15 protein-coding genes and 6 pseudogenes are annotated in these 20,781 nt (G+C 41.3%); 11 read left to right on the forward strand and 10 right to left on the reverse strand.

Annotated elements, in window-relative coordinates; genetic code table 11:
* Nucleotides 1-58 precede the first annotated feature (58 nt).
* The 4 genes and pseudogenes from cmoM to mukB all read left to right on the forward strand — a co-directional run bounded on the left by cmoM (nt 59) and on the right by mukB (nt 7,308).
* Nucleotides 59-835 (forward strand): annotated as a pseudogene (gene cmoM, locus E3U36_RS11725) (tRNA uridine 5-oxyacetic acid(34) methyltransferase CmoM).
* A gap of 11 nt (nt 836-846) precedes the next feature.
* Nucleotides 847-2,169, forward strand: a complete 1,323-nt coding sequence (mukF, locus tag E3U36_RS11730) for a chromosome partition protein MukF (RefSeq protein WP_180816636.1) — start codon at nt 847-849, stop codon at nt 2,167-2,169.
* A complete protein-coding gene (gene mukE / locus E3U36_RS11735) occupies nt 2,150-2,857 on the forward strand; it encodes a chromosome partition protein MukE (protein ID WP_180816637.1) in 708 nt (235 codons plus the stop codon). The genes mukF and mukE overlap by 20 nt, the downstream gene beginning before the upstream one ends.
* A gap of 2 nt (nt 2,858-2,859) precedes the next feature.
* On the forward strand, nt 2,860-7,308 hold the full coding sequence (mukB, locus tag E3U36_RS11740) for a chromosome partition protein MukB (protein ID WP_180816638.1): 4,449 nt from the start codon (nt 2,860-2,862) through the stop codon (nt 7,306-7,308).
* Between the two features lie 203 nt (nt 7,309-7,511).
* Here the strand turns inward: mukB and E3U36_RS11745 are convergent, their stop codons facing one another.
* Complete coding sequence (locus E3U36_RS11745; RefSeq protein ID WP_180816639.1) at nt 7,512-8,432, reverse strand: IS5 family transposase; 921 nt, start codon at nt 8,430-8,432, stop codon at nt 7,512-7,514.
* Between E3U36_RS11745 and E3U36_RS13310 the strand changes: the two genes are divergently transcribed.
* Nucleotides 8,426-8,593: a hypothetical protein gene (locus E3U36_RS13310; protein WP_369412945.1), complete on the forward strand. Its 168-nt coding sequence runs from the start codon at nt 8,426-8,428 to the stop codon at nt 8,591-8,593. The genes E3U36_RS11745 and E3U36_RS13310 overlap by 7 nt on opposite strands.
* Nucleotides 8,594-8,615: 22 nt before the next feature.
* On the opposite strand, the pseudogene E3U36_RS13315 reads toward E3U36_RS13310, so the two are convergent.
* Both E3U36_RS13315 and E3U36_RS11755 read right to left on the reverse strand, forming a co-directional pair.
* Nucleotides 8,616-8,843, reverse strand: a pseudogene (locus tag E3U36_RS13315) (cell division protein ZapC); the annotation flags it as partial.
* 43 nt (nt 8,844-8,886) lie between these two features.
* Nucleotides 8,887-9,810 carry an IS5 family transposase gene (locus E3U36_RS11755; protein WP_180816509.1) on the reverse strand — a complete coding sequence of 308 codons (924 nt, stop codon included), beginning with the start codon at nt 9,808-9,810 and terminating at the stop codon, nt 8,887-8,889.
* A gap of 330 nt (nt 9,811-10,140) precedes the next feature.
* Between E3U36_RS11755 and E3U36_RS11760 the strand changes: the two are divergent.
* From E3U36_RS11760 to rlmM, 3 genes and pseudogenes are all read left to right on the forward strand, one after another.
* Nucleotides 10,141-11,055, forward strand: a pseudogene (locus E3U36_RS11760) (transcriptional regulator GcvA).
* Nucleotides 11,056-11,103: 48 nt separating this feature from the next.
* A complete protein-coding gene (locus tag E3U36_RS11765; RefSeq protein WP_180816641.1) occupies nt 11,104-11,499 on the forward strand; it encodes a DUF423 domain-containing protein in 396 nt (131 codons plus the stop codon).
* Complete coding sequence (gene rlmM, locus E3U36_RS11770; RefSeq protein ID WP_180816642.1) at nt 11,492-12,589, forward strand: 23S rRNA (cytidine(2498)-2'-O)-methyltransferase RlmM; 1,098 nt, start codon at nt 11,492-11,494, stop codon at nt 12,587-12,589. Before E3U36_RS11765 ends, rlmM begins: the two co-directional genes overlap by 8 nt.
* A gap of 41 nt (nt 12,590-12,630) precedes the next feature.
* Here rlmM and xni read toward each other — a convergent pair.
* Nucleotides 12,631-13,389 (reverse strand): annotated as a pseudogene (gene xni, locus E3U36_RS11775) (flap endonuclease Xni).
* A gap of 22 nt (nt 13,390-13,411) precedes the next feature.
* Nucleotides 13,412-14,311 (reverse strand): annotated as a pseudogene (gene ppnN, locus E3U36_RS11780) (nucleotide 5'-monophosphate nucleosidase PpnN); the annotation flags it as partial.
* 71 nt (nt 14,312-14,382) lie between these two features.
* Here ppnN and E3U36_RS11785 point away from each other — a divergent pair.
* Nucleotides 14,383-15,306 (forward strand): IS5 family transposase, encoded by a 924-nt coding sequence (locus E3U36_RS11785; protein ID WP_180816643.1) that lies wholly within the window; start codon nt 14,383-14,385, stop codon nt 15,304-15,306.
* A gap of 57 nt (nt 15,307-15,363) precedes the next feature.
* Here the strand turns inward: E3U36_RS11785 and E3U36_RS11790 are convergent.
* The 3 genes and pseudogenes from E3U36_RS11790 to E3U36_RS11800 form a co-directional block, all read right to left on the reverse strand.
* Nucleotides 15,364-15,846, reverse strand: a pseudogene (locus E3U36_RS11790) (pyrimidine/purine nucleosidase domain-containing protein); the annotation flags it as partial.
* A gap of 10 nt (nt 15,847-15,856) precedes the next feature.
* Nucleotides 15,857-16,702, reverse strand: coding sequence for an NADPH-dependent 7-cyano-7-deazaguanine reductase QueF (gene queF, locus E3U36_RS11795; RefSeq protein ID WP_180816644.1), 846 nt, complete (start codon nt 16,700-16,702; stop codon nt 15,857-15,859).
* Nucleotides 16,703-16,819: 117 nt separating this feature from the next.
* Nucleotides 16,820-17,743, reverse strand: a complete 924-nt coding sequence (locus tag E3U36_RS11800) for an IS5 family transposase (RefSeq protein ID WP_180816645.1) — start codon at nt 17,741-17,743, stop codon at nt 16,820-16,822.
* A gap of 529 nt (nt 17,744-18,272) precedes the next feature.
* Here E3U36_RS11800 and E3U36_RS11805 point away from each other — a divergent pair.
* Both E3U36_RS11805 and truC read left to right on the forward strand, forming a co-directional pair.
* The gene (locus E3U36_RS11805; RefSeq protein ID WP_180816646.1) at nt 18,273-18,614 is read left to right on the forward strand and encodes a YqcC family protein; all 342 of its coding nucleotides are present in this window, start codon (nt 18,273-18,275) and stop codon (nt 18,612-18,614) included.
* A complete protein-coding gene (gene truC / locus E3U36_RS11810; protein WP_180816647.1) occupies nt 18,607-19,362 on the forward strand; it encodes a tRNA pseudouridine(65) synthase TruC in 756 nt (251 codons plus the stop codon). The genes E3U36_RS11805 and truC overlap by 8 nt, the downstream gene beginning before the upstream one ends.
* Before the next feature lie 99 nt (nt 19,363-19,461).
* Here the strand turns inward: truC and E3U36_RS11815 are convergent, their stop codons facing one another.
* Nucleotides 19,462-19,833 (reverse strand): DUF3461 family protein, encoded by a 372-nt coding sequence (locus E3U36_RS11815; RefSeq protein WP_180817654.1) that lies wholly within the window; start codon nt 19,831-19,833, stop codon nt 19,462-19,464.
* A gap of 99 nt (nt 19,834-19,932) precedes the next feature.
* A complete protein-coding gene (gene dapD / locus E3U36_RS11820) occupies nt 19,933-20,757 on the reverse strand; it encodes a 2,3,4,5-tetrahydropyridine-2,6-dicarboxylate N-succinyltransferase (RefSeq protein WP_180816648.1) in 825 nt (274 codons plus the stop codon).
* Between the last annotated feature and the right edge of the window lie 24 nt (nt 20,758-20,781).

A 20,781-nucleotide genomic window follows, 5' to 3' on the forward strand; every position in this document is an offset into this window, starting at 1 on the left:
TATTTTTATCGTCAATGGCGATTAAGTTTTATAATAGTGGTTATCGGGGTATTTTTTCATGGTAGATCGCAATTTTGATGATATTGCAGATAAGTTTACACAAAATATTTATGGTACAACCAAGGGAAAAATACGCGAAGCTGTTATTTGGCAGGATCTTAACTATTTGCTTGATTTATTACCCAATAAGCCGTTAAAAATATTAGACGCGGGTGGGGGAGAAGGTTTTTTTGCAAGCAAGCTGGCGGCCATGGTACATCAAGTTATTGTTTGTGACATTTCGGCAACGATGCTTGAACGCGCCAAATTATTGGCTAAAGAAAAAAAAGTAAGCCATAACATGCAATTCATTCACTCTTCCGTTCAAAATATTACTCAATATTTAACAGAAATGGGAGCAGTTGATTTAGTATTATTTCATGCAGTTATTGAATGGATCAGTGAACAAAAATCTGCAATAAAAACCCTAGCGGATATAATTAACCCAGGTGGCGCATTTTCTATCATGTTTTATAATGCGAATGGGTTGGTGATGAGAAATGCTGTATTAGGTAACTTCCATTTAGCGACACCTAATATTCAGCGACGCCGCAAACGTTCACTTACTCCTATAAATCCGTTATTACCAAAAACAGTATATCAATGGCTGGCAGAATTGTATTTTAGAATAGTTGGTAAAACAGGTGTAAGGGTTTTTCATGATTATCTACAAAGCCGTTAGTTACAAAATAAAGATTTTCCGGCATTGCTTGCTTTGGAGCAGCGTTATTGTCGACAACAACCCTATATTGATCTGGGGCGCTATATTCATGTTATGGCATGCAAGTCTATGTGAAAGGATGAATTATGGGTGAATTTTCCCAGACTGTTCCGGAATTGGTATCCTGGTCGCGTAAAAATGATTTTTCAATCTCATTACCTGCTGAGCGTCTGGCCTTTTTATTGGCTGTTGCTGTTCTTAATAGTGAGCGGCTTGATGGCGAAATGAGTGAAGGTGAATTAATTGATGCTTTTCGTGAAGTCAGTAAAGGATTCGAGCAGACCGCAGAAACGGTTACTGCCAGAGCTAATAATGCCATTAATGATATGGTAAGGCAGAAATTATTTAATCGTTTTTCAAGTGAAGTCATTGAAGGTAATGCAATTTACCGTTTAACGCCACTTGGTATCGGCATCAGTGATTATTACATTCGCCAGCGGGAATTTTCTTCCTTACGTTTATCTATGCAACTTTCGATAGTAGCTGGTGAATTAAGTCGAGCAGCGGATGCCGCAGAAGAAGGGGGAGATGAATTTCATTGGCATCGCCATGTCTTTGCGCCATTAAAATATTCGGTGGCAGAAATTTTTGACAGTATTGATATGTCACAGCGTGTGATGGATGAACAGCAAAATAGTGTAAAGGAAGACATCTCTGCTTTACTCAGTCAGGATTGGCAGGCAGCGATTGCCAATTGTGCACAACTTTTAACGGAAACTTCCGGCACATTACGTGAATTACAAGACACGCTAGAAGCGGCTGGTGATAAATTACAGACTAATTTGTTACGTATCCAAGAGGCCAATATGAATGGAGGTGGTTCAGAATGGGTTGATAAGCTAGTCTTTGATCTACAAAGTAAGCTTGATCGAATTATTAGCTGGGGGCAACAATCTATCGATCTCTGGATTGGCTATGATCGCCATGTGCACAAATTTATTCGTACTGCCATCGATATGGATAAAAATAGAATATTTTCGCAACGCCTGCGCCTCTCGGTGCAAAATTATTTTACCGATCCTTGGGCATTAACGGTAGCCAATGCTGAACGATTGTTTGATGTGCGTGATGAAGATCTGGTATTGAGTAATGAAGAAGTGACTGGTGAATTGCCAGCTGAACTGGAATATGAAGAATTTAATGAGATTAATGAACAACTGATTGAGATAATGGAGCAGGCATTGGCTGGTTATAAGAAAGATCAGCATCCATTGGATATTGGTTTAATATTACGTGACTACTTAACTAAATATCCACAGAAACAGCATTTTGGTGTTGCGCGTATTATTGTCGATCAGGCAGTTAAGTTAGGTATAGCAGAAGCGGATTTCTCAGGTATCCATCCTGAATGGTTAGCGATTAATGATTACGGAGCCAAGGTACAGGCACATGTCATCGACAAATATTGAACAATTTATGCCAGTAAAATTGGCACAAGCTTTAGTCAGCTCCCTTTTCCCTGAATTGGATAGCCAGCTTCGAGCTGGGCGTCATATTGGCATTGATGATCTGGATAATCATGCCTTTTTGATGGATTTTGAACAGGAATTGACTGCTTTTTATGCTCGCTATAATGTTGAGCTAATTCGTGCTCCAGAAGGTTTTTTCTATTTACGGCCACGTTCGACCACATTAATTCCTCGCTCAGTTTTATCTGAACTAGATATGATGGTTGGCAAAATTCTTTGTTATCTTTATTTAAGCCCGGAAAGACTTTCGAATCAGGGTATTTTTACTGCGCAGGAACTGTTTGAAGAACTATTGTCACTAGCGGATGACAGTAAACTACTGAAGTTTGTCAATCAGCGCTCAACAGGGACGGATTTGGATAAACAAAAATTACAAGAAAAGCTACGCACTTCGCTTAATCGCTTACGCCGATTAGGAATGGTTCATTTTTTACAAAATAACAGTCACCGTTTTATGATCACCGAATCTGTCTTTCGTTTTGGTGCTGATGTGTGTAGTGGTGATGATCCACAGCAAGCCCAATTACGGATGATCCGTGATGGTGAAGTTATGTCGTTAAAAGATAACTTATCGTTAACAGATAACGAAAATAATGATAATGACAAAGATGAAGCGGAGGATGAATAGCTATGTTAGAACGAGGCAAGTTTCGCTCACTCACGCTCATCAACTGGAACGGCTTTTTTGCCAGAACCTTTGATTTGGATGAGTTAGTAACGACGTTATCTGGTGGCAATGGTGCCGGCAAATCGACCACCATGGCAGCATTTATTACTGCTATGATCCCTGATTTAACCTTGTTGCATTTTCGTAATACCACCGAAGCGGGTGCAACCTCGGCATCGCGCGATAAAGGGCTGCATGGAAAATTACGCCCAGGGGTTTGTTATTCGATTTTGGACGTCATTAATTCTCGCCATCAGCGTATTTTAGTGGGGGTTCGCTTACAACAAATTGCGGGACGTGATAAAAAAGTTGATATAAAACCTTTCATAATCGAAAGGTTATCAACGGCAATTTTACCGACTCATATTTTGACTGAGCAAGTAGAAGAACGTCAAGCGCGGGTAATTAGTTTAAATGATTTAAAAGATCAAATGTATGCGATTGAAGGTGTACAGTTTAAACAATTTAATTCAATCACTGATTACCACGCCCAGCTATTTGAGCTAGGTATTATTCCAAAACGATTGAGATCATCGAGTGACAGGAGCAAATTTTATCGCTTAATTGAAGCTTCTTTATACGGTGGAATTTCCAGCGCTATTACGCGTTCATTACGTGATTATCTGTTGCCGGAAAATAGTGGTGTTCGCAAAGCCTTTCAGGATATGGAAGCGGCTTTGCGTGAAAATCGGTTAACTCTTGAAGCGATCCGCGTCACTCAATCTGATCGTGACTTATTTAGACGTTTAATCAATGAAGCAACGGATTACGTTTCAGCTGATTATATGCGGCATGCTAATGAACGCCAGGTTCATCTAGATAGTGCACTTGCTGTTCGAGCGGAATTATTTGACGGCCGTAAACAACTGATAGCTGCCCAGACCCGTCATGTTGAAATGGTACGTGAACTGGATGAACAAAATGGTTCTTCATTAGATTTAGAAGCAGATTTTCAGGCAGCAAGTGACCATCTGGGGTTAGTACAAGCCGCGGTACGTCAGCAGGAAAAAATTGATCGCTATCAGACCGACATTGAAGAGATAACTTATCGTCTAGAAGAGCAGAGTGAAGTTGTTGAGCAAGCATTAGAGCAACAAAGTGAGCTTGAAGCCAAAGTTGAGGCGGCTGAATTAGAAGTTGATGAGATAAAAAGTCAACTAGCTGATTATCAGCAAGCGTTAGATGTTCAGCAAACGCGTGCAATTCAATATCAAAAAGCCCAGCAAGCGTTGGAAAGGGCAAAGAAAATTTGTCAATTACCTAAACTAACGCCAGATAATGTTGAGCAATTTTTAACTAGTTTTGAGCAAAAAGAGCAACAGAATACCGAAAAATTACTTGCTCTGGAGCAGAAAATCAGTGTTATTGATGCGGCGACTAACCAATTTGAACAAGCTTATAGCTTAGTTAACGATATCGGCGGTGAGGTAAAACGGGATAAGGCTTATCAAAAAGCACGTGAATTATTGCGCGACTGGGCTTCACAACAACATCTTGCCCAACGCATTAAGCCGCTACAGATGCAATTAGCTGAGCTGGAGCAAAAACTTAATAGTCAGCAAGATGCCCAACGCATTTTAGCCGAGTTTTGTCAATATTCTGAACAGCAATATCAGCCAGATGAATTAACGACACTACTGGAAGAATTAGAAGCTCAGCAAGAGGAACTGAGTGTTTCTGTTAGTGAAAGTAGTGAGCATCGCATGTTAATGCGTCAAGAGCTTGAGCAGATCAAACAAAAAATTCAAACCCTAACCAAAAAAGCACCTACTTGGCTGGCAGCACAAGATGCCCTTAATCAATTAACTGTGCAGGCTAAGGATAATTTTAGCCATAGTCATGAAATTACCGAGCATCTACAGCAATTGTTGGAACAAGAACGTGAAATCACCGTTGAACGTGATGAAGTCGCCAGTCAAAAGCGTGAATTGGAGCAACAAATAGCTCATCTTAGTCAACCGAGCGGCGCTGACGATAACCGCTTACTTGGCCTAGCTGAACGGCTTGGTGGTGTTTTGTTATCTGAAATTTATGATGACATTACTATTGATGATGCGCCTTATTTTTCAGCGCTCTATGGTCCAGCAAGACATGGTATTGTTATTCCTGAGCTAGCAAAAATTCACTCACAGCTTGGTGAATTGATAGCCGAATGTCCTGATGATGTCTATTTTATTGAAGGCGATCCGCAATCTTTTGATGATAGCGTGTTTAATGCAGAAGAATTTGACCAGTCAGTATTAGTACGATCGTCAGAGAGTCAATGGCGTTTTTCTCGTTACCCTGAAGTCCCCCTATTTGGTCGGGCAGCGCGTGAAAATCAGCTGGAGATGTTGAGCCAAGAGAGAGATACCTTAGCTGAGCGTTATGCGACTCTCTCATTTGATATGCAAAAATTACAACGCGCTCATCATGCATTTAGTGGTTTTATTGGTAAACATCTGGCGGTGGTTTTTGACGCCGATCCAGAGGCTGAAATTCGTTCTTTAAATCAATGTAAAAATGAACTTGAGCGCCAATTAGCTCAATTTGAAGCACAAACACAACAACAAAAACAGCAACATACTGCGACCAAAGAACGTTTGTCGAGTTTAAACCGATTGTTGCCAAAAGTTAATTTGCTAATGGATGAACCGCTAGTCTCTCGGATTGAAGAAATCCGTGAAGCATTGGCAGAGGCAGAAGAAGCGGGGCACTTTTTGCATAAGCATACAAAATCGTTAGCAAAATTAGAGCCAATAGCCAACGTCCTACAAAGTGATCCTGAGCAGCATGAGCAATTACGTCATGAATATGAACAGGTAAAACAGTTGCAGCAACAATCTAAACAGCAATCTTTTGCTTTAATTGAAGTTGCTCAACGTCGCGCTCATTTTAGTTATCTCGACTCGACGGAGATGCTGTCAGAAAATAGCGATTTAAATAATAAACTCCGCAAGCGTCTGGAACAGGCTGAAAAAGAGCGTAGTCAGGCACGTGAACAGTTAAGGCAGCAACAAACTAAAACGGCGCAATTTAACCAACTATTAGCTTCACTGCGTAGCTCTTATGAAACTAAGCAGGATATGCTAAGAGAATTAGAAGCTGAAATAAAAGCAATTGGCGTTCAAGCGGATAGTAATGCTGAAAAACGGGCACGCGAACGCCGAGACCAACTTTATGAAGCTGTAAATGCGAATCGCTCCCGCATTAACCAATTGGAAAAACAGATCGCATTTTGTGAAGCTGAAATGGACAATTGGCAGAAAAAATTACGTAAATTAGACCGGGATTATTACCAACTTCGCGCGCAGGTGGTCTCCGGTAAATCTGGTTGGTGTGCTGTAATGCATATGGTCAGAGAAAGCGGTGTCGAGCGTCGTTTACATCGGCGTGAATTAGCTTATATGGATGGCGATAGTTTACGTTCGATGTCAGATAAAGCGCTGGGTGCACTTAGACAAGCGGTAGCGGATAATGAACATTTACGCGATGTATTACGTGCCTCTGAAGATCTTAAACGACCAGAGCGCAAAGTAGCGTTCTTTATTGCGGTTTATCAACATTTACGTGAACGTATTCGACAAGACATTATTTGTACTGATGATCCGGTTGATGCCATTGAACAAATGGAAATTGAATTAGCGCGTTTGACAGAAGAACTGACGGCCCGTGAACAAAAATTGGCCATTAGTGCAAAGAGTGTGGCAAATATTATCCGTAAAACGATCCATCGTGAGCAAAATCGCATCCGCATGCTTAACCAAGGGCTACAGTCCGTTGCTTTTGGACAGGTAAAAGGGGTTCGGCTTAATGTTAATATTCGACAAAGTCATGAATCACTACTTGATGTGTTATCAGAAGAGCACGAACATCATCAGGATCTGTTTAAAAATAAAAGTCTGACATTCTCTAAAGCGATGGCAAAGCTTTATCAACGTTTAAACCCTCAGCTAGATATTGGCCAACGCCTGCCCCAAACAATTGGTGAAGAATTACTTGATTATCGTAATTATCTAGAACTGGATGTTGAAGTTAATCGTGGTTCGGATGGGTGGCTCAAAGCTGAAAGTGGCGCGCTGTCGACGGGAGAAGCAATTGGTACAGGCATGTCAATTTTGGTGATGGTGGTACAGAGTTGGGAAGAAGAGTCACAACGATTACGAGGTAAAGATATTTTACCTTGTAGGTTCTTATTCCTGGATGAAGCGGCTCGATTGGATGCTAAATCGATTGCAACATTATTTGAACTTTGTGAACGATTAAAAATGCAATTAATTATTGCTGCGCCTGAAAATATCATTCCGGAAAAAGGGACGACTTATAAGCTGGTACGTAAGGTATTTGGCCAACAGGAGCATGTTCATGTCGTTGGTTTGAAAGGTTTTGGACAAGAAGATAAACAGTTAAAAATATCTTCTGCTGTCACTTAATTTCAAGTAGTAAAAATTTATTTTTATATTTTAACAACCGCTATTTCTTGATAGCGGTTTTTTTATTACAGCTATGTTTGAAAAGTAAATTAAGTATTGCAATTGAAAATAAAGTGATCGAAGATGATATTTTAAATAGTAGGTGGCTTTGTTGAATAAATCAGAATTAGCCGACAGGATGGATCCCTCTGCTACAGCTGTTATCAGATCCTGACGCTGTGTGGCATACCCAACAACGTCATACGGTTCAGCGCTTTGACCATCGCCATTGCTTCACCTACCTGAGCCTCATAGTCACGCAGCCTCAGATGGCCACCCAGCAAAGTTTTTATACGGAACATCGCTGTTTCTGCCACTGAACGCCGGTGATAACCCACTTTCTTTTTCCACATATCATTACTCCTGCTCAGACGCTGATTCGCCACCGCATGGTTACGTTCATGGTACTTGTCCGGCCAGTATTTCGCTCCGCTTCGCGGCGGGATAAGGGGCCTGATTTTCTTTCTTAGCAACGCATCGTGGCAGTAACAGGCGTAATAAGCACCGTCTGCTGACACTTCCCTGATTTTCCGGTGGGTTTGGTTAATCAGGCCCGGCAGTGCCTGCGCATCTGTCGTTCCGCTGAGCGATAAGTCGGCACAGATAATCTCATGAGTCACACTGTCTGCTGCCAGATGAAGCTTGCGCCACACTCTTCGTCTGTCAGCCCCATGCTGCCTGACTTTCCATTCACCTTCGCCAAAGACCTTCAGACCGGTACTGTCGATGACCAGATGCGAGATTTCACCACGCGTTGGCGTTTTTATGCTGATGTTGACGCTCTTTGCTCGTCTGCTGACCAGCGAGTAGTCCGGACAGCACAGCGGCAAAGACATGAGTTTAAAAATCGAATCAACGAAGCCCTGTAATGCCCGGAGCGACAGGTTAAACACACGCTTCATCATCAGGACAGTGGTAACAGCCATATCGCTGTAGTAAAGCGGCCGGCCACGACCTTCAGGCGAAGAACTGTCAGTCCATCCAGCGATGGCCGACTCATCAAGCCAGACCGTCAGGGAACCGCGTTGTCTGAGTGCCTTGTTGTACGCGGGCCAGTTGGTAATTTTAAACTTTTGCTTTGACATGGGGACCTGATGTTGAAACGAATTTAGCGATCAGCTCCGCCAATCACCTAAAAGTTCGATTTATTCAACAAAGCCACCACTATCTTCAATATGAACCTGAACAACATCCCCCAACACCAAATCATCGTGGCAATTTACTAGCAAAAAATACCAGCTTCTAGGCATCTGCGGCTTTAAAAAACGAAAAGCAACTAATGCATTTAAAATTACTTCCGCACTATGCTCATCAGAAAGTGATAATTTTTGCAGCTGTTCTTCAATACAATGATATAATCCCGCATCATCAATATTAAAAGTCATTTCTCCATCAGCGGATGCCACCAACATTTTTGCTGAAAAACATGAACGAAATAACATTCCATTAGCCAAAGCTAACATCATCCTTTCATGTTTATTATGGCTTTGTTGAATAAATCAGAATTAGCCGCCAGGATGGCTCCCTCTGCTACAGCTGTTATCCGATCCTGACGCTGTGTGGCATACCCAACAACGTCATACGGTTCAGCGCTTTGACCATCGCCATTGCTTCACCTACCTGAGCCTCATAGTCACGCAGCCTCAGATGGCCACCCAGCAAAGTTTTTATGCGGAACATCGCTGTTTCTGCCACTGAACGCCGGTGATAACCCACTTTCTTTTTCCACATATCATTACTCCTGCTCAGACGCTGATTCGCCACCGCATGGTTACGTTCATGGTACTTGTCCGGCCAGTATTTCGCTCCGCTTCGCGGCGGGATAAGGGGCCTGATTTTCTTTCTTAGCAACGCGTCGTGGCAGTAACAGGCGTCATAAGCACCGTCTGCTAACACTTCCCTGATTTTCCGGTGGGTTTGGTTAATCAGGCCCGGCAGTGCCTGCGCATCTGTCGTTCCGCTGAGCGATAAGTCGGCACAGATAATCTCATGAGTCACACTGTCTGCTGCCAGATGAAGCTTGCGCCACACTCTTCGTCTGTCAGCCCCATGCTGCCTGACTTTCCATTCACCTTCGCCAAAGACCTTCAGACCGGTACTGTCGATGACCAGATGCGAGATTTCACCACGCGTTGGCGTTTTTATGCTGATGTTGACGCTCTTTGCTCGTCTGCTGACCAGCGAGTAGTCCGGACAGCACAGCGGCAAAGACATGAGTTTAAAAATCGAATCAACGAAGCCCTGTAATGCCCGTAGCGACAGGTTAAACACACGCTTCATCATCAGGACAGTGGTAACAGCCATATCGCTGTAGTAAAGCGGCCGGCCACGACCTTCAGGCGAAGAACTGTCAGTCCATCCAGCGATGGCCGACTCATCAAGCCAGACCGTCAGGGAACCGCGTTGTCTGAGTGCCTTGTTGTACGCGGGCCAGTTGGTAATTTTAAACTTTTGCTTTGCCATGGGGACCTGATGTTGAAACGAATTTAGCGATCAGCTCCGCCAATCACCTAAAAGTTCGATTTATTCAACAAAGCCCATGAAAACCACAGCTATCAGAATATTTAGGATCTATATTGTGTAATTATTACAATTTTATCTTGTCCTAAATGATCTTTTTCATAAGGTTTGTTATATTTATTTAAATTAGAAAAGTAGTATTAGTCCTGATTAATAATATCTATTCTATCAGTATCATATGTATATCATCCGATTATATTCGGCGATGAGAAAGATATTTATTTAGCGAATATAAAAAAACGCCGCAATAAATTGCGGCGCGTTAAAATAACTATGGACAGACAAGGTAAATGTATAAGGGTATTTGATGCGGCAGCACGCCATTTAAGTTTTACTAAAGCAGCAGAGGAGCTTTTTGTTACTCAGGCTGCAATAAGTCATCAAATAAAAGGTTTGAAAAATTTCTTGGGTTTGAAATTATTTCGTCGGCGTAATCGTTCATTATTATTGACTGAAGAAGGGCAAAGTTATTATTTAGATATTAAAGAAATTTTTTCTTCGTTACGTGAAACTACTCGGAAACTACAGGCTCTCAGTGCAAAGGGAGCATTAACCGTCAGTTTATTACCAAGTTTTGCTATTCAATGGTTAGTGCCGCGCCTATCGATTTTTAATCGTCCTTATCCTGATATCGATGTGCGTATTCAGGCTGTTGATCACGAGGGAGCTAAAATGGCTGATGATGTTGATGTGGCAATCTTTTATGGTTATGGTAATTGGCCAGGCTTAAGAACAGATCGTTTGTATGCGGAATACTTAATACCAGTCTGTGCGCCAGCCTTATTAGCGGAGCGTTACCCATTGAAAAAACCGCAAGATTTGATTCATCATACATTGCTACATGATTCTTCTCGACGTGATTGGCAAGCTTATGAACGTCAATAATCATTACAAGACATTATTAACGTAGAACAAGGACCCATTTTCAGTCATAGTGCTATGGTTATTCAAGCCGCAATTCATGGTCAAGGAATCGCATTAATTAATAATGTTATGACAAAAAATGAACTTGATACCGGTCGTTTGGTATGTCCGTTTAATGATGTTTTAGTCAGTAAAAAAGCTTTCTATTTAGTTTGTCATGATAATCAAGCGGAGTTAGGTAAGATTGCTGCATTTCGTCAATGGATCCTCTCAAAAGCAGCTAGCGAGCAGCAAAAATGGGGATTTGTTACCGGTGAGTTGTAAACTATATGGCAAGTAAAATAATTAATTTAAAAAGAAAAGGATATTAACGTGAATGCTCGTTTAATGTTGATATTTTCAGGAATTAGTGGATTTTTTTGTGTCGCATTTGGCGCAATAGGTTCACATTTATTATCACCTCTACTAAACCATGATCAAATAGAATGGATTCTTATTGGTTTACGTTATCAGTCAATGCATACTTTAGTTCTTATGATATTAGGCGCTATCTTATTGCGTAAAGTTATTTTATGGTTTTATTGGGGGGGAGTTTTCTTCAGTATAGGCATTTTATTGTTCAGTGGCAGTTTTTATTGTATGGCACTTTTACAAGCAAAATATTTTGCCCATTTGGCACCAGTAGGCGGTTTTTGCTTTTTAATTGGCTGGATATTAATTGTTATTGGTGCAACTCGGCTTAGGAATCCAACAATACGTCATGAATAATAATATTATTTTATATTGTCGTTCAGGATTTGAAAAAGAGTGTGCGGCAGAAATTACTGATAAGGCTACCCAGATCGGCGTTTATGGCTATGCCAAAGTAAAAGATAATAGAGGTTATGTCTTATTTGCATGTTATCAGCCTACTGATGCAGATCGTCTAGCTAAAGATATACCCTTTGGTACATTAATATTTGCTCGTCAAATAGTGGTTGTTAGCCAGTTATTGAAAGATTTGCCATCGAACGATCGCGTATCGCCGATTGTTGCGTTATTGCAAGGTGTAGTTGAACGAGCCGGTGAGTTACGAGTTGAAGTGCCGGATACCAATGAGAGTAAAGAGCTACTGAAATTTTGCCGTAAATTTACTGTGCCTTTACGCCATGCGCTTCGTCAACAAAAAATATTGTTGCTGAAAGAAAACCATCAACGTCCGGTTATACATGTATTTTTTATTGCTGCCGGCTGTTGCTATGTTGGCTATTCTTATGAGAATAACAATTCACCTTTTTTTATGGGGATCCCGCGGTTAAAACTGCCAGCGGATGCGCCAAGTCGTTCAACATTAAAACTGGAAGAAGCATTTCATCTATTTATTCCTTATGATGAGTGGGAAGAGCGTTTAGCATCGGGTATGAAGGCTGTTGATCTGGCTGCTTGTCCAGGCGGATGGACCTATCAATTAGTGAAGCGCAGTATGATGGTCGATGCGGTTGATAATGGATCAATAGCCGATAGTTTAATGCAAACAGGTCAGGTACGGCATTATCGAACTGATGGTTTTAAATTTACTCCACACACTAAGAATATTAGTTGGTTGGTGTGTGATATGGTTGAAAAACCGGCAAAAGTTGCTGCTTTGATAACAGATTGGGTGTTAAAAGGCTGGTGCCGGGAAGCGATATTTAATTTAAAGCTACCGATGAAAAAACGTTATCAAGAGGTTTCATCAATTTTGAACAAAATATCACAGACACTAAACGAAAATGGTATTAATGCTCCAATCCAAGCGAAGCAACTCTACCATGATCACGAAGAGATCACGGTACATATAAGACGAGTTTGGTCAGCCTCTATACCAGAGCGGGATTAGCAGAACAGTGATGAACAATAAAATTTTTATTTTTCATTGTGTTATGGCGTAAATCTGAGTTGTGGTAAATTTCCATTTAACTGTAGATCGGTTTGGAGAGAGGCAACCTGTCGGCTAATAAAGGCTATTTTTTGCGCCGGTTAAATCCGTTTACGCCATTTTTCGGGTAAGGAATGGATATTAGCAAAAATAGCCTCTAATGTGGGATATTGCTGAAGTAAAGTTGCTGCTGTTTTAGGGCCAATGCCGGTTATGCCAGGGATTTTACTACTATTTATGCCAGTTAGTCCCCAATAATCCTGCAGCTGTTCAGGTTTAACCCCAAACTCTTTATTAACAAAGGATAAATCAAGCCAACGTTTTTGAAAATAATCACGAATATAGATCGATGATGAAAGTAGCTGACAATAGCCTTTATCTGTTGAAATGATGGTAACACGATAGCCAGCGGTGGCCACTTTAATTGCTAACGTTGCCGCTAGATCGTCAGCTTCATTTTCGATGTCATGCCAACAAGCTAATCCTTGCGCCTTAAATGCGATTTCAAGGTTTTTTATTTCGTGATAAAGATCATCTGGCATTGCTTGTCTGCCAGCTTTGTATTGAGGTAAAAGTTGTTGCCGCCAGTTATTTGTCTGATGTTCTTTGTTATCGAATATTGCTACAGCGTGGGTAGGCGAAGTATGGTTAATTAGCTGGCGAAGAGTTGAAACGCAATCTTGTTCGCAAGGGCTTCCTTGAACAGTATGAATTCGTCTGATTAGATTTAAAGCATCAACAATAAGTAAGTGGATCATAATTTTTTGTGCATAGTCTTGTCAGTTATTTAATAATTTCATAGCAGGGTATATAGGCTGCCTTGCTAGGTAGTTTCATTCTATGTTGACTAACAAACCCTCGTAATAATTTATCCATATAAGCCATAATGTTGGCATCACCATGAAGTTTATAGGGGCCATGCTTTTCAATTTCTTTCATACCTACTTCTTTCACATTACCGGCAACAATACCCGAAAAGGCTCGTCGTAAGTTAGCGGCCAATTTTTCCGGCTGTTTTGGATCACAAAATAGGTTAAGTTTTGCCATATTATCATGGGTTGGTGTAAAGGGTTTTTGTAATTCTGAATTAATTTTTATTGACCAATTGAAGCTATAGGCATCACCAGTATTGAGACGATTTTCTTTTACTTGTGGCATCTGTTTTTTCATTTCACGTGCTACAGCTTTTGGATCATCAATAATAATCTGATAATAATTGCAGGCCTGTTCACCGAGGGTATGCGTAATGAAATCATCGAGGGTGTCAAAATAGGCTTGGCTCTCTTTTGGGCCAGTTAAAATTAATGGTAATACCTGATTATTATTGGCAGGATCCATTAAAATTCCCAATAAATAAAGTAGTTCCTCTGTAGTACCAGCACCGCCAGGAAAGATAATGATACCATGAGCAACTCGAACAAATGCTTCAAGGCGTTTTTCAATATCTGGCATGATAACAAGTTCATTAACTAGAGGGTTAGGTGGCTCAGCAGCGATAATGGAAGGTTCAGTTAAACCAAGAAAGCGGCCATTTTTATAACGCTGTTGTGCATGGCCTACTGCGGCACCTTTCATCGGCGCTTCCATTGCGCCAGGACCACAGCCAGTGCAAATATTTAATTCACGTAATCCTAATTCATTTCCAACCTTGCGGGCATAAAGATATTCAATTTCATTTAGGCTTTGTTGAATAAATCGAACTTTTAGGTGATTGGCGGAGCTGATCGCTAAATTCGTTTCAACATCAGGTCCCCATGGCAAAGCAAAAGTTTAAAATTACCAACTGGCCCGCGTACAACAAGGCACTCAGACAACGCGGTTCCCTGACGGTCTGGCTTGATGAGTCGGCCATCGCTGGATGGACTGACAGTTCTTCGCCTGAAGGTCGTGGCCGGCCGCTTTACTACAGCGATATGGCTGTTACCACTGTCCTGATGATGAAGCGTGTGTTTAACCTGTCGCTCCGGGCATTACAGGGCTTCGTTGATTCGATTTTTAAACTCATGTCTTTGCCGCTGTGCTGTCCGGACTACTCGCTGGTCAGCAGACGAGCAAAGAGCGTCAACATCAGCATAAAAACGCCAACGCGTGGTGAAATCTCGCATCTGGTCATCGACAGTACCGGTCTGAAGGTCTTTGGCGAAGGTGAATGGAAAGTCAGGCAGCATGGGGCTGACAGACGAAGAGTGTGGCGCAAGCTTCATCTGGCAGCAGACAGTGTGACTCATGAGATTATCTGTGCCGACTTATCGCTCAGCGGAACGACAGATGCGCAGGCACTGCCGGGCCTGATTAACCAAACCCACCGGAAAATCAGGGAAGTGTCAGCAGACGGTGCTTATGACGCCTGTTACTGCCACGATGCGTTGCTAAGAAAGAAAATCAGGCCCCTTATCCCGCCGCGAAGCGGAGCGAAATACTGGCCGGACAAGTACCATGAACGTAAACATGCGGTGGCGAATCAGCGTCTGAGCAGGAGTAATGATATGTGGAAAAAGAAAGTGGGTTATCACCGGCGTTCAGTGGCAGAAACAGCGATGTTCCGCATAAAAACTTTGCTGGGTGGCCATCTGAGGCTGCGTGACTATGAGGCTCAGGTAGGTGAAGCAATGGCGATGGTCAAAGCGCTGAACCGTATGACGTTGTTGGGTATGCCACACAACGTCAGGATCGGATAACAGCTGTAGCAGAGGGAGCCATCATGGCGGCTAATTCTGATTTATTCAACAAAGCCTTTCATTTATTGAATGGCCTCCCCAGCAAACAATAGTATTAGGATCTTCATCGAGATGTAGTGCGCGGGCATTACGCAGAATGGTAAAAATAATATTAGTGATACTGATGCTGTCATGCAGACTTAATGCCAGCAGTTTTTCTGCTGAAATAATCTGGGTATGAACAAAAAGAATATCTCTTAACACAGAAAATAAGTTTGCTTGTAGTGAACGGATAATTCTGCCATCGACAAAAGCTTTTTCAGGCGGGTTAATTAATTCCAGTTTGACACCGCGTTCACGTTGTAGAACATTGATATCAAAATTGGGATATTTAGCGATTAATTCTTTACTATTATCTGTCTTGCTACCTGAATTAAGTACAGCTAAGGAGCAGTTTCTAAATAGCTGATAAAGATCGCTACTGGCAGTGCGTTTAAGGATACTAACTTCAATTTGAGATAGTAGATCCATTGAGCCTAACGGGCTGACATGTGTTATCAATTTAAACTCCTTACTGCCGTGCTAATCGCATCATTGTTGGCTGAAAACTCTCATTACTACGCCAAGGATTGCTGTCCAAGCCGCCCCGACGTGTATAACGGGCATAAACGCTTAACTTATCGGGTTGACATAGCTGAAGAATATCATTGAATATTCGCTCGACACATTGTTCATGAAATTCGTTATTGTGTCTGAAAGAGACTAAATAACGGAGTAGTTTTTCTCTATCAATTTTAGCGCCACAATAATGAATTTGTATTGAACCCCAGTCAGGTTGGTTAGTAATTAAGCAATTAGATTTTAGCAGATGGCTAACTAATGTTTCCTCTGCCTTTATATTCGTGTTTGCGTTGTTAAGATAATCACTATTAAATTCATAATCAGTAATTTCTATCTCTTGCTCATCAATACATTCACCAGACAGATTATGAATAGTTTGATTAGTGAACATGGTGAGTGGCTGTAATTTTACTGTCACTTCTCCTGCAGCGCATGCAGTCAAATCTTGGGTTAGTTGTTTTTCAACTTCTTGCCAGCTAATAAATTGGGTTTGATTGCAACTATTTAGATAGAGTTTAAAACTTTTAGATTCAATCAGATTTATGCTATTAGCATTAATGGTAACATGGCCGATAGCCACTTGAGGAACTCCTCGACTGTTTAGCCACGAAAGCTCATAGAGTGTCCAAATATCTGCGCCATGGAAAGGCAATCTGTCTGATGATAACCCTAAAGGTTGTCGATTTAGGCAACGAGGAACCGCTTGTAGTAGATGAGGTGCATAGTTATCTTGATATTCGGTTTTTTTTCCGAGCGTTAGGTGTTGTAGTTCATTATTATCTTGATCAAGTGGCATGGAGTTCCTTCCTAAAATAGAAAATCGGAAAGATAGTTGCTAGCATAATCAATATATTAGAGGCTTTGTTGAATAAATCAGAATTAGCCGACAGGATGGCTCCCTCTGCTACAGCTGTTATCCGATCCTGACGCTGTGTGGCATACCCAACAACGTCATACGGTTCAGCGCTTTGACCATCGCCATTGCTTCACCTACCTGAGCCTCATAGTCACGCAGGCTCAGATGGCCACCCAGCAAAGTTTTTATGCGGAACATCGCTGTTTCTGCCACTGAACGCCGGTGATAACCCACTTTCTTTTTCCACATATCATTACTCCTGCTCAGACGCTGATTCGCCACCGCATGGTTACGTTCATGGTACTTGTCCGGCCAGTATTTCGCTCCGCTTCGCGGCGGGATAAGGGGCCTGATTTTCTTTCTTAGCAACGCATCGTGGCAGTAACAGGCGTCATAAGCACCGTCTGCTGACACTTCCCTGATTTTCCGGTGGGTTTGGTTAATAAGGCCCGGCAGTGCCTGCGCATCTGTCGTTCCGCTGAGCGATAAGTCGGCACAGATAATCTCATGAGTCACACTGTCTGCTGCCAGATGAAGCTTGCGCCACACTCTTCGTCTGTCAGCCCCATGCTGCCTGACTTTCCATTCACCTTCGCCAAAGACCTTCAGACCGGTACTGTCGATGACCAGATGCGAGATTTCACCACGCGTTGGCGTTTTTATGCTGATGTTGACGCTCTTTGCTCGTCTGCTGACCAGCGAGTAGTCCGGACAGCACAGCGGCAAAGACATGAGTTTAAAAATCGAATCAACGAAGCCCTGTAATGCCCGGAGCGACAGGTTAAACACACGCTTCATCATCAGGACAGTGGTAACAGCCATATCGCTGTAGTAAAGCGGCCGGCCACGACCTTCAGGCGAAGAACTGTCAGTCCATCCAGCGATGGCCGACTCATCAAGCCAGACCGTCAGGGAACCGCGTTGTCTGAGTGCCTTGTTGTACGCGGGCCAGTTGGTAATTTTAAACTTTTGCTTTGACATGGGGACCTGATGTTGAAACGAATTTAGCGATCAGCTCCGCCAATCACCTAAAAGTTCGATTTATTCAACAAAGCCCTTTGAAATTATTAAATGTTTAATAATATAGAGGAATAAGAAAGGTAGTGTTAGGGATAACGAATGATAAGTATTAGTGCTTACACATTACTACCTCGTAAATAGTAGGAAGATACATTCAGCATGAAGCTGATAATGCAGGATGCATAAATATTCTATTTAATAGCGTTACATATTATATAACCAGTCGATTTTATAGACTGGTTTTTTTATGGTTCTATGGCTTTGCAAAAAATTGTTTTTAGCTGCAGTCGCGGATAGTAATATAACCCTATAAGTCAGTGATGTTGTGTATAATTAGTAAGTTTATTTAAATGATTATAATTTAGATAGATTGAATATTTTATATAGATTTACTAATGAGTAATAAAATTAATATCACGCGCTGCTTTTTTGTTTGATAACTAATAATGTTATGATTCATTTGTTTTTACTTATGATACTAGTGTAGGAAATGAATATTAATCTTATCGTTGCTGAAAAACTTCGTCTCATTGAAGTTGAAATGAAAAACCTTAATCTTTGGAGTAATACCCCACAGCCAGAGGAAGCTTTTGCTAGTGATTTGCCTTTTGCTGTAGACACCATGGCTGCACACGAATGGTTGCAATGGGTACTATTGCCAAAACTATATAAGCTTATTGAACAACATATTGATTTGCCAAAGGCATTCGCTATTACTACCTATTTTGAAGAAATCTATCAAGAAGAACGAGAAAGTCGCTATTACCAATTATTGGAATATTTACGTGCGTTAGATGAAGTTTTTTCACAAGGTAACTCAACAAATGCTTGAAGTGATTTATCAGGATCAACATTTGATTGCAATAAATAAGCCTGCTGGATGGCTTGTACATCGTAGTTGGCTTGATCGTCATGAAACGCGTTTTGTTATGCAAACAGTGCGTGACCAAATTGGTCAGCATGTATTTCCTGTTCATCGTTTAGATAAACCGACTTCAGGGGCGTTATTGATGGCGCTTTCGAGTGAAGTTGCTTGTCTTTTAGCGCAGCAATTTGAACACCATACAATCGAAAAAAAGTATCATGCGATTGTGCGAGGTTATGTTAATCAAGCTGATATTATTAATTATGCACTGACGGAGGAAAAAGATAAGATTGCTGATAAATACACCAGCAAAATAAGTCAACCTCAACCGAGCATTACTCATTATTCACCGTTGGCTAAGGTTGAATGTCCGATCGAGATAGGTCGTTATCCTACTTCACGTTTCTCTCTGCTAGCTCTAAGACCAATAACCGGCCGCAAGCATCAATTAAGACGTCATATGGCACATATCCGTCATCCCATAATTGGTGATACTACCTATGGTGATCTGCGCCAGAATCGCGGTGTTTCACACCATTTTGCCAGCAGCCGGTTGATGTTACATGCGAGTTATTTATCTTTTAAGCACCCAATGACAGGCGATAAATTGCAGCTAATTGCAAAGTCGGATGATGCTTGGATGCATTTGCTATCACAGTTTGGTTGGTTAGGTATAGTGCCTGAACTCGAGCGTCAACATTTATCGATGGTATGAATTATATTGTTAAACGGTTATGCGAGTTTATCTGCTTTAAAATACAAATTTGGCCTACCGGCCAGTTGGTATTAGCATAAATACGCAGCAGTGAGTTATTCAGGAAAGTTTTTTTAAATATGATTCAATTTCCGCAATTTTGCTAATTACGACAGATTCTAAATGGCACAAATCATTTAATATTTTACTTTTTAAATCATGGTTGGTTTGGTCATGTTGACAAATTTGATTTAATTCTTCGATCACATCCCGTAGGTGGAGATTAATTTCATTGATCTCTTTGAGATTGTTATCTAGATTAACCAGCTTTCGTTGCAGCGGATATTTGAATTTTACACTTTTAGCATAGTGTTCATCTTTATCTTTGCGAAAATAAATCTTTAGAATGTCATGATTTGCTTCTTGGCGAAAGGTGTAGTGATCGATATCTTCAGGTTGAGTGATCCCTAAGCTTTTTAAGTTATCATACATATTAATACCTAACGGAATAAGGTTATCTAACAATTGTTACAGATTAGCATAATAAGAAGGCTAAGCGGATATTCAATTGATAATCCGCTATGATAAATTTTAGTCTATTGTTCTTAGTAACTCATTAATGCCAACTTTCTTGCTAGTCTTGTCATCGACTTTTTTGACAATCACTGCGCAATATAGGCTGTAGTTGCCATTTTTGGCCGGTAAATTACCCGCGACGACGACCGAGCCGGCTGGAATTCGGCCATAGAGAATTTCACCGCTTTCCCTATCATAAATTTTGGTGCTCTGGCCAATATAGACGCCCATTGAGATAACCGCGCCTTCTTCAACAATGACCCCTTCAACAATTTCAGAGCGAGCACCAATAAAACAGTTATCTTCGATAATAGTTGGATTAGCTTGCAAGGGTTCTAGCACACCACCAATACCAACACCACCGGATAAGTGAACATTTTTACCAATTTGCGCACAAGAGCCAACTGTTGCCCAGGTATCTATCATCGATCCTTCGTCAATATAGGCACCAATATTAACGTAAGATGGCATTAAAACGGTATTTCGGGCGATAAACGCCCCTTTTCGAGCCGTTGCTGGTGGAACAACTCTAAATCCTTCTTGTTGAAAACGAGCATGATCATACTCAGCAAATTTCATGGCTACTTTGTCAAAATAGCGGCTTTCTGCACCTTCGATTAATCGATTATCATTGATACGAAAAGAGAGTAGCACGGCTTTTTTAAGCCATTGATGTGTTGTCCATTGCCCATCTATCTTTTCAGCGACTCTTAACTGGCCTTTGTCAAGTTGAGTGATCACCTGATTGATTGCATCACTTAGTTGAACATTGGTCGTCGTGGGTGTGATTTCTGCACGATGTTCAAAAGCATTTTCAATAATGGTTTTAAGTTGCTCCATAAAATTACTCATCCTCTGGGTTGT

The sequence above is a fragment of the Arsenophonus endosymbiont of Aphis craccivora genome (assembly GCF_013460135.1).
Lineage (GTDB): Bacteria > Pseudomonadota > Gammaproteobacteria > Enterobacterales > Enterobacteriaceae > Arsenophonus > Arsenophonus nilaparvatae.

What these genes read in the sequence shown, in the direction of transcription:
- mukF (WP_180816636.1), top strand. Translation starts at nt 847, where the DNA reads ATGGGTGAATTTTCCCAGACTGTTCCGGAATTGGTATCCTGGTCGCGT.
- mukE (WP_180816637.1), top strand. Translation starts at nt 2,150, where the DNA reads ATGTCATCGACAAATATTGAACAATTTATGCCAGTAAAATTGGCACAA.
- mukB (WP_180816638.1), top strand. Translation starts at nt 2,860, where the DNA reads ATGTTAGAACGAGGCAAGTTTCGCTCACTCACGCTCATCAACTGGAAC.
- E3U36_RS11745 (WP_180816639.1), bottom strand. Translation starts at nt 8,432, where the DNA reads ATGTCAAAGCAAAAGTTTAAAATTACCAACTGGCCCGCGTACAACAAG.
- E3U36_RS11755 (WP_180816509.1), bottom strand. Translation starts at nt 9,810, where the DNA reads ATGGCAAAGCAAAAGTTTAAAATTACCAACTGGCCCGCGTACAACAAG.
- rlmM (WP_180816642.1), top strand. Translation starts at nt 11,492, where the DNA reads ATGAATAATAATATTATTTTATATTGTCGTTCAGGATTTGAAAAAGAG.
- E3U36_RS11785 (WP_180816643.1), top strand. Translation starts at nt 14,383, where the DNA reads ATGGCAAAGCAAAAGTTTAAAATTACCAACTGGCCCGCGTACAACAAG.
- queF (WP_180816644.1), bottom strand. Translation starts at nt 16,702, where the DNA reads ATGCCACTTGATCAAGATAATAATGAACTACAACACCTAACGCTCGGA.
- E3U36_RS11800 (WP_180816645.1), bottom strand. Translation starts at nt 17,743, where the DNA reads ATGTCAAAGCAAAAGTTTAAAATTACCAACTGGCCCGCGTACAACAAG.
- E3U36_RS11805 (WP_180816646.1), top strand. Translation starts at nt 18,273, where the DNA reads ATGAATATTAATCTTATCGTTGCTGAAAAACTTCGTCTCATTGAAGTT.
- truC (WP_180816647.1), top strand. Translation starts at nt 18,607, where the DNA reads ATGCTTGAAGTGATTTATCAGGATCAACATTTGATTGCAATAAATAAG.
- E3U36_RS11815 (WP_180817654.1), bottom strand. Translation starts at nt 19,833, where the DNA reads ATGTATGATAACTTAAAAAGCTTAGGGATCACTCAACCTGAAGATATC.
- dapD (WP_180816648.1), bottom strand. Translation starts at nt 20,757, where the DNA reads ATGGAGCAACTTAAAACCATTATTGAAAATGCTTTTGAACATCGTGCA.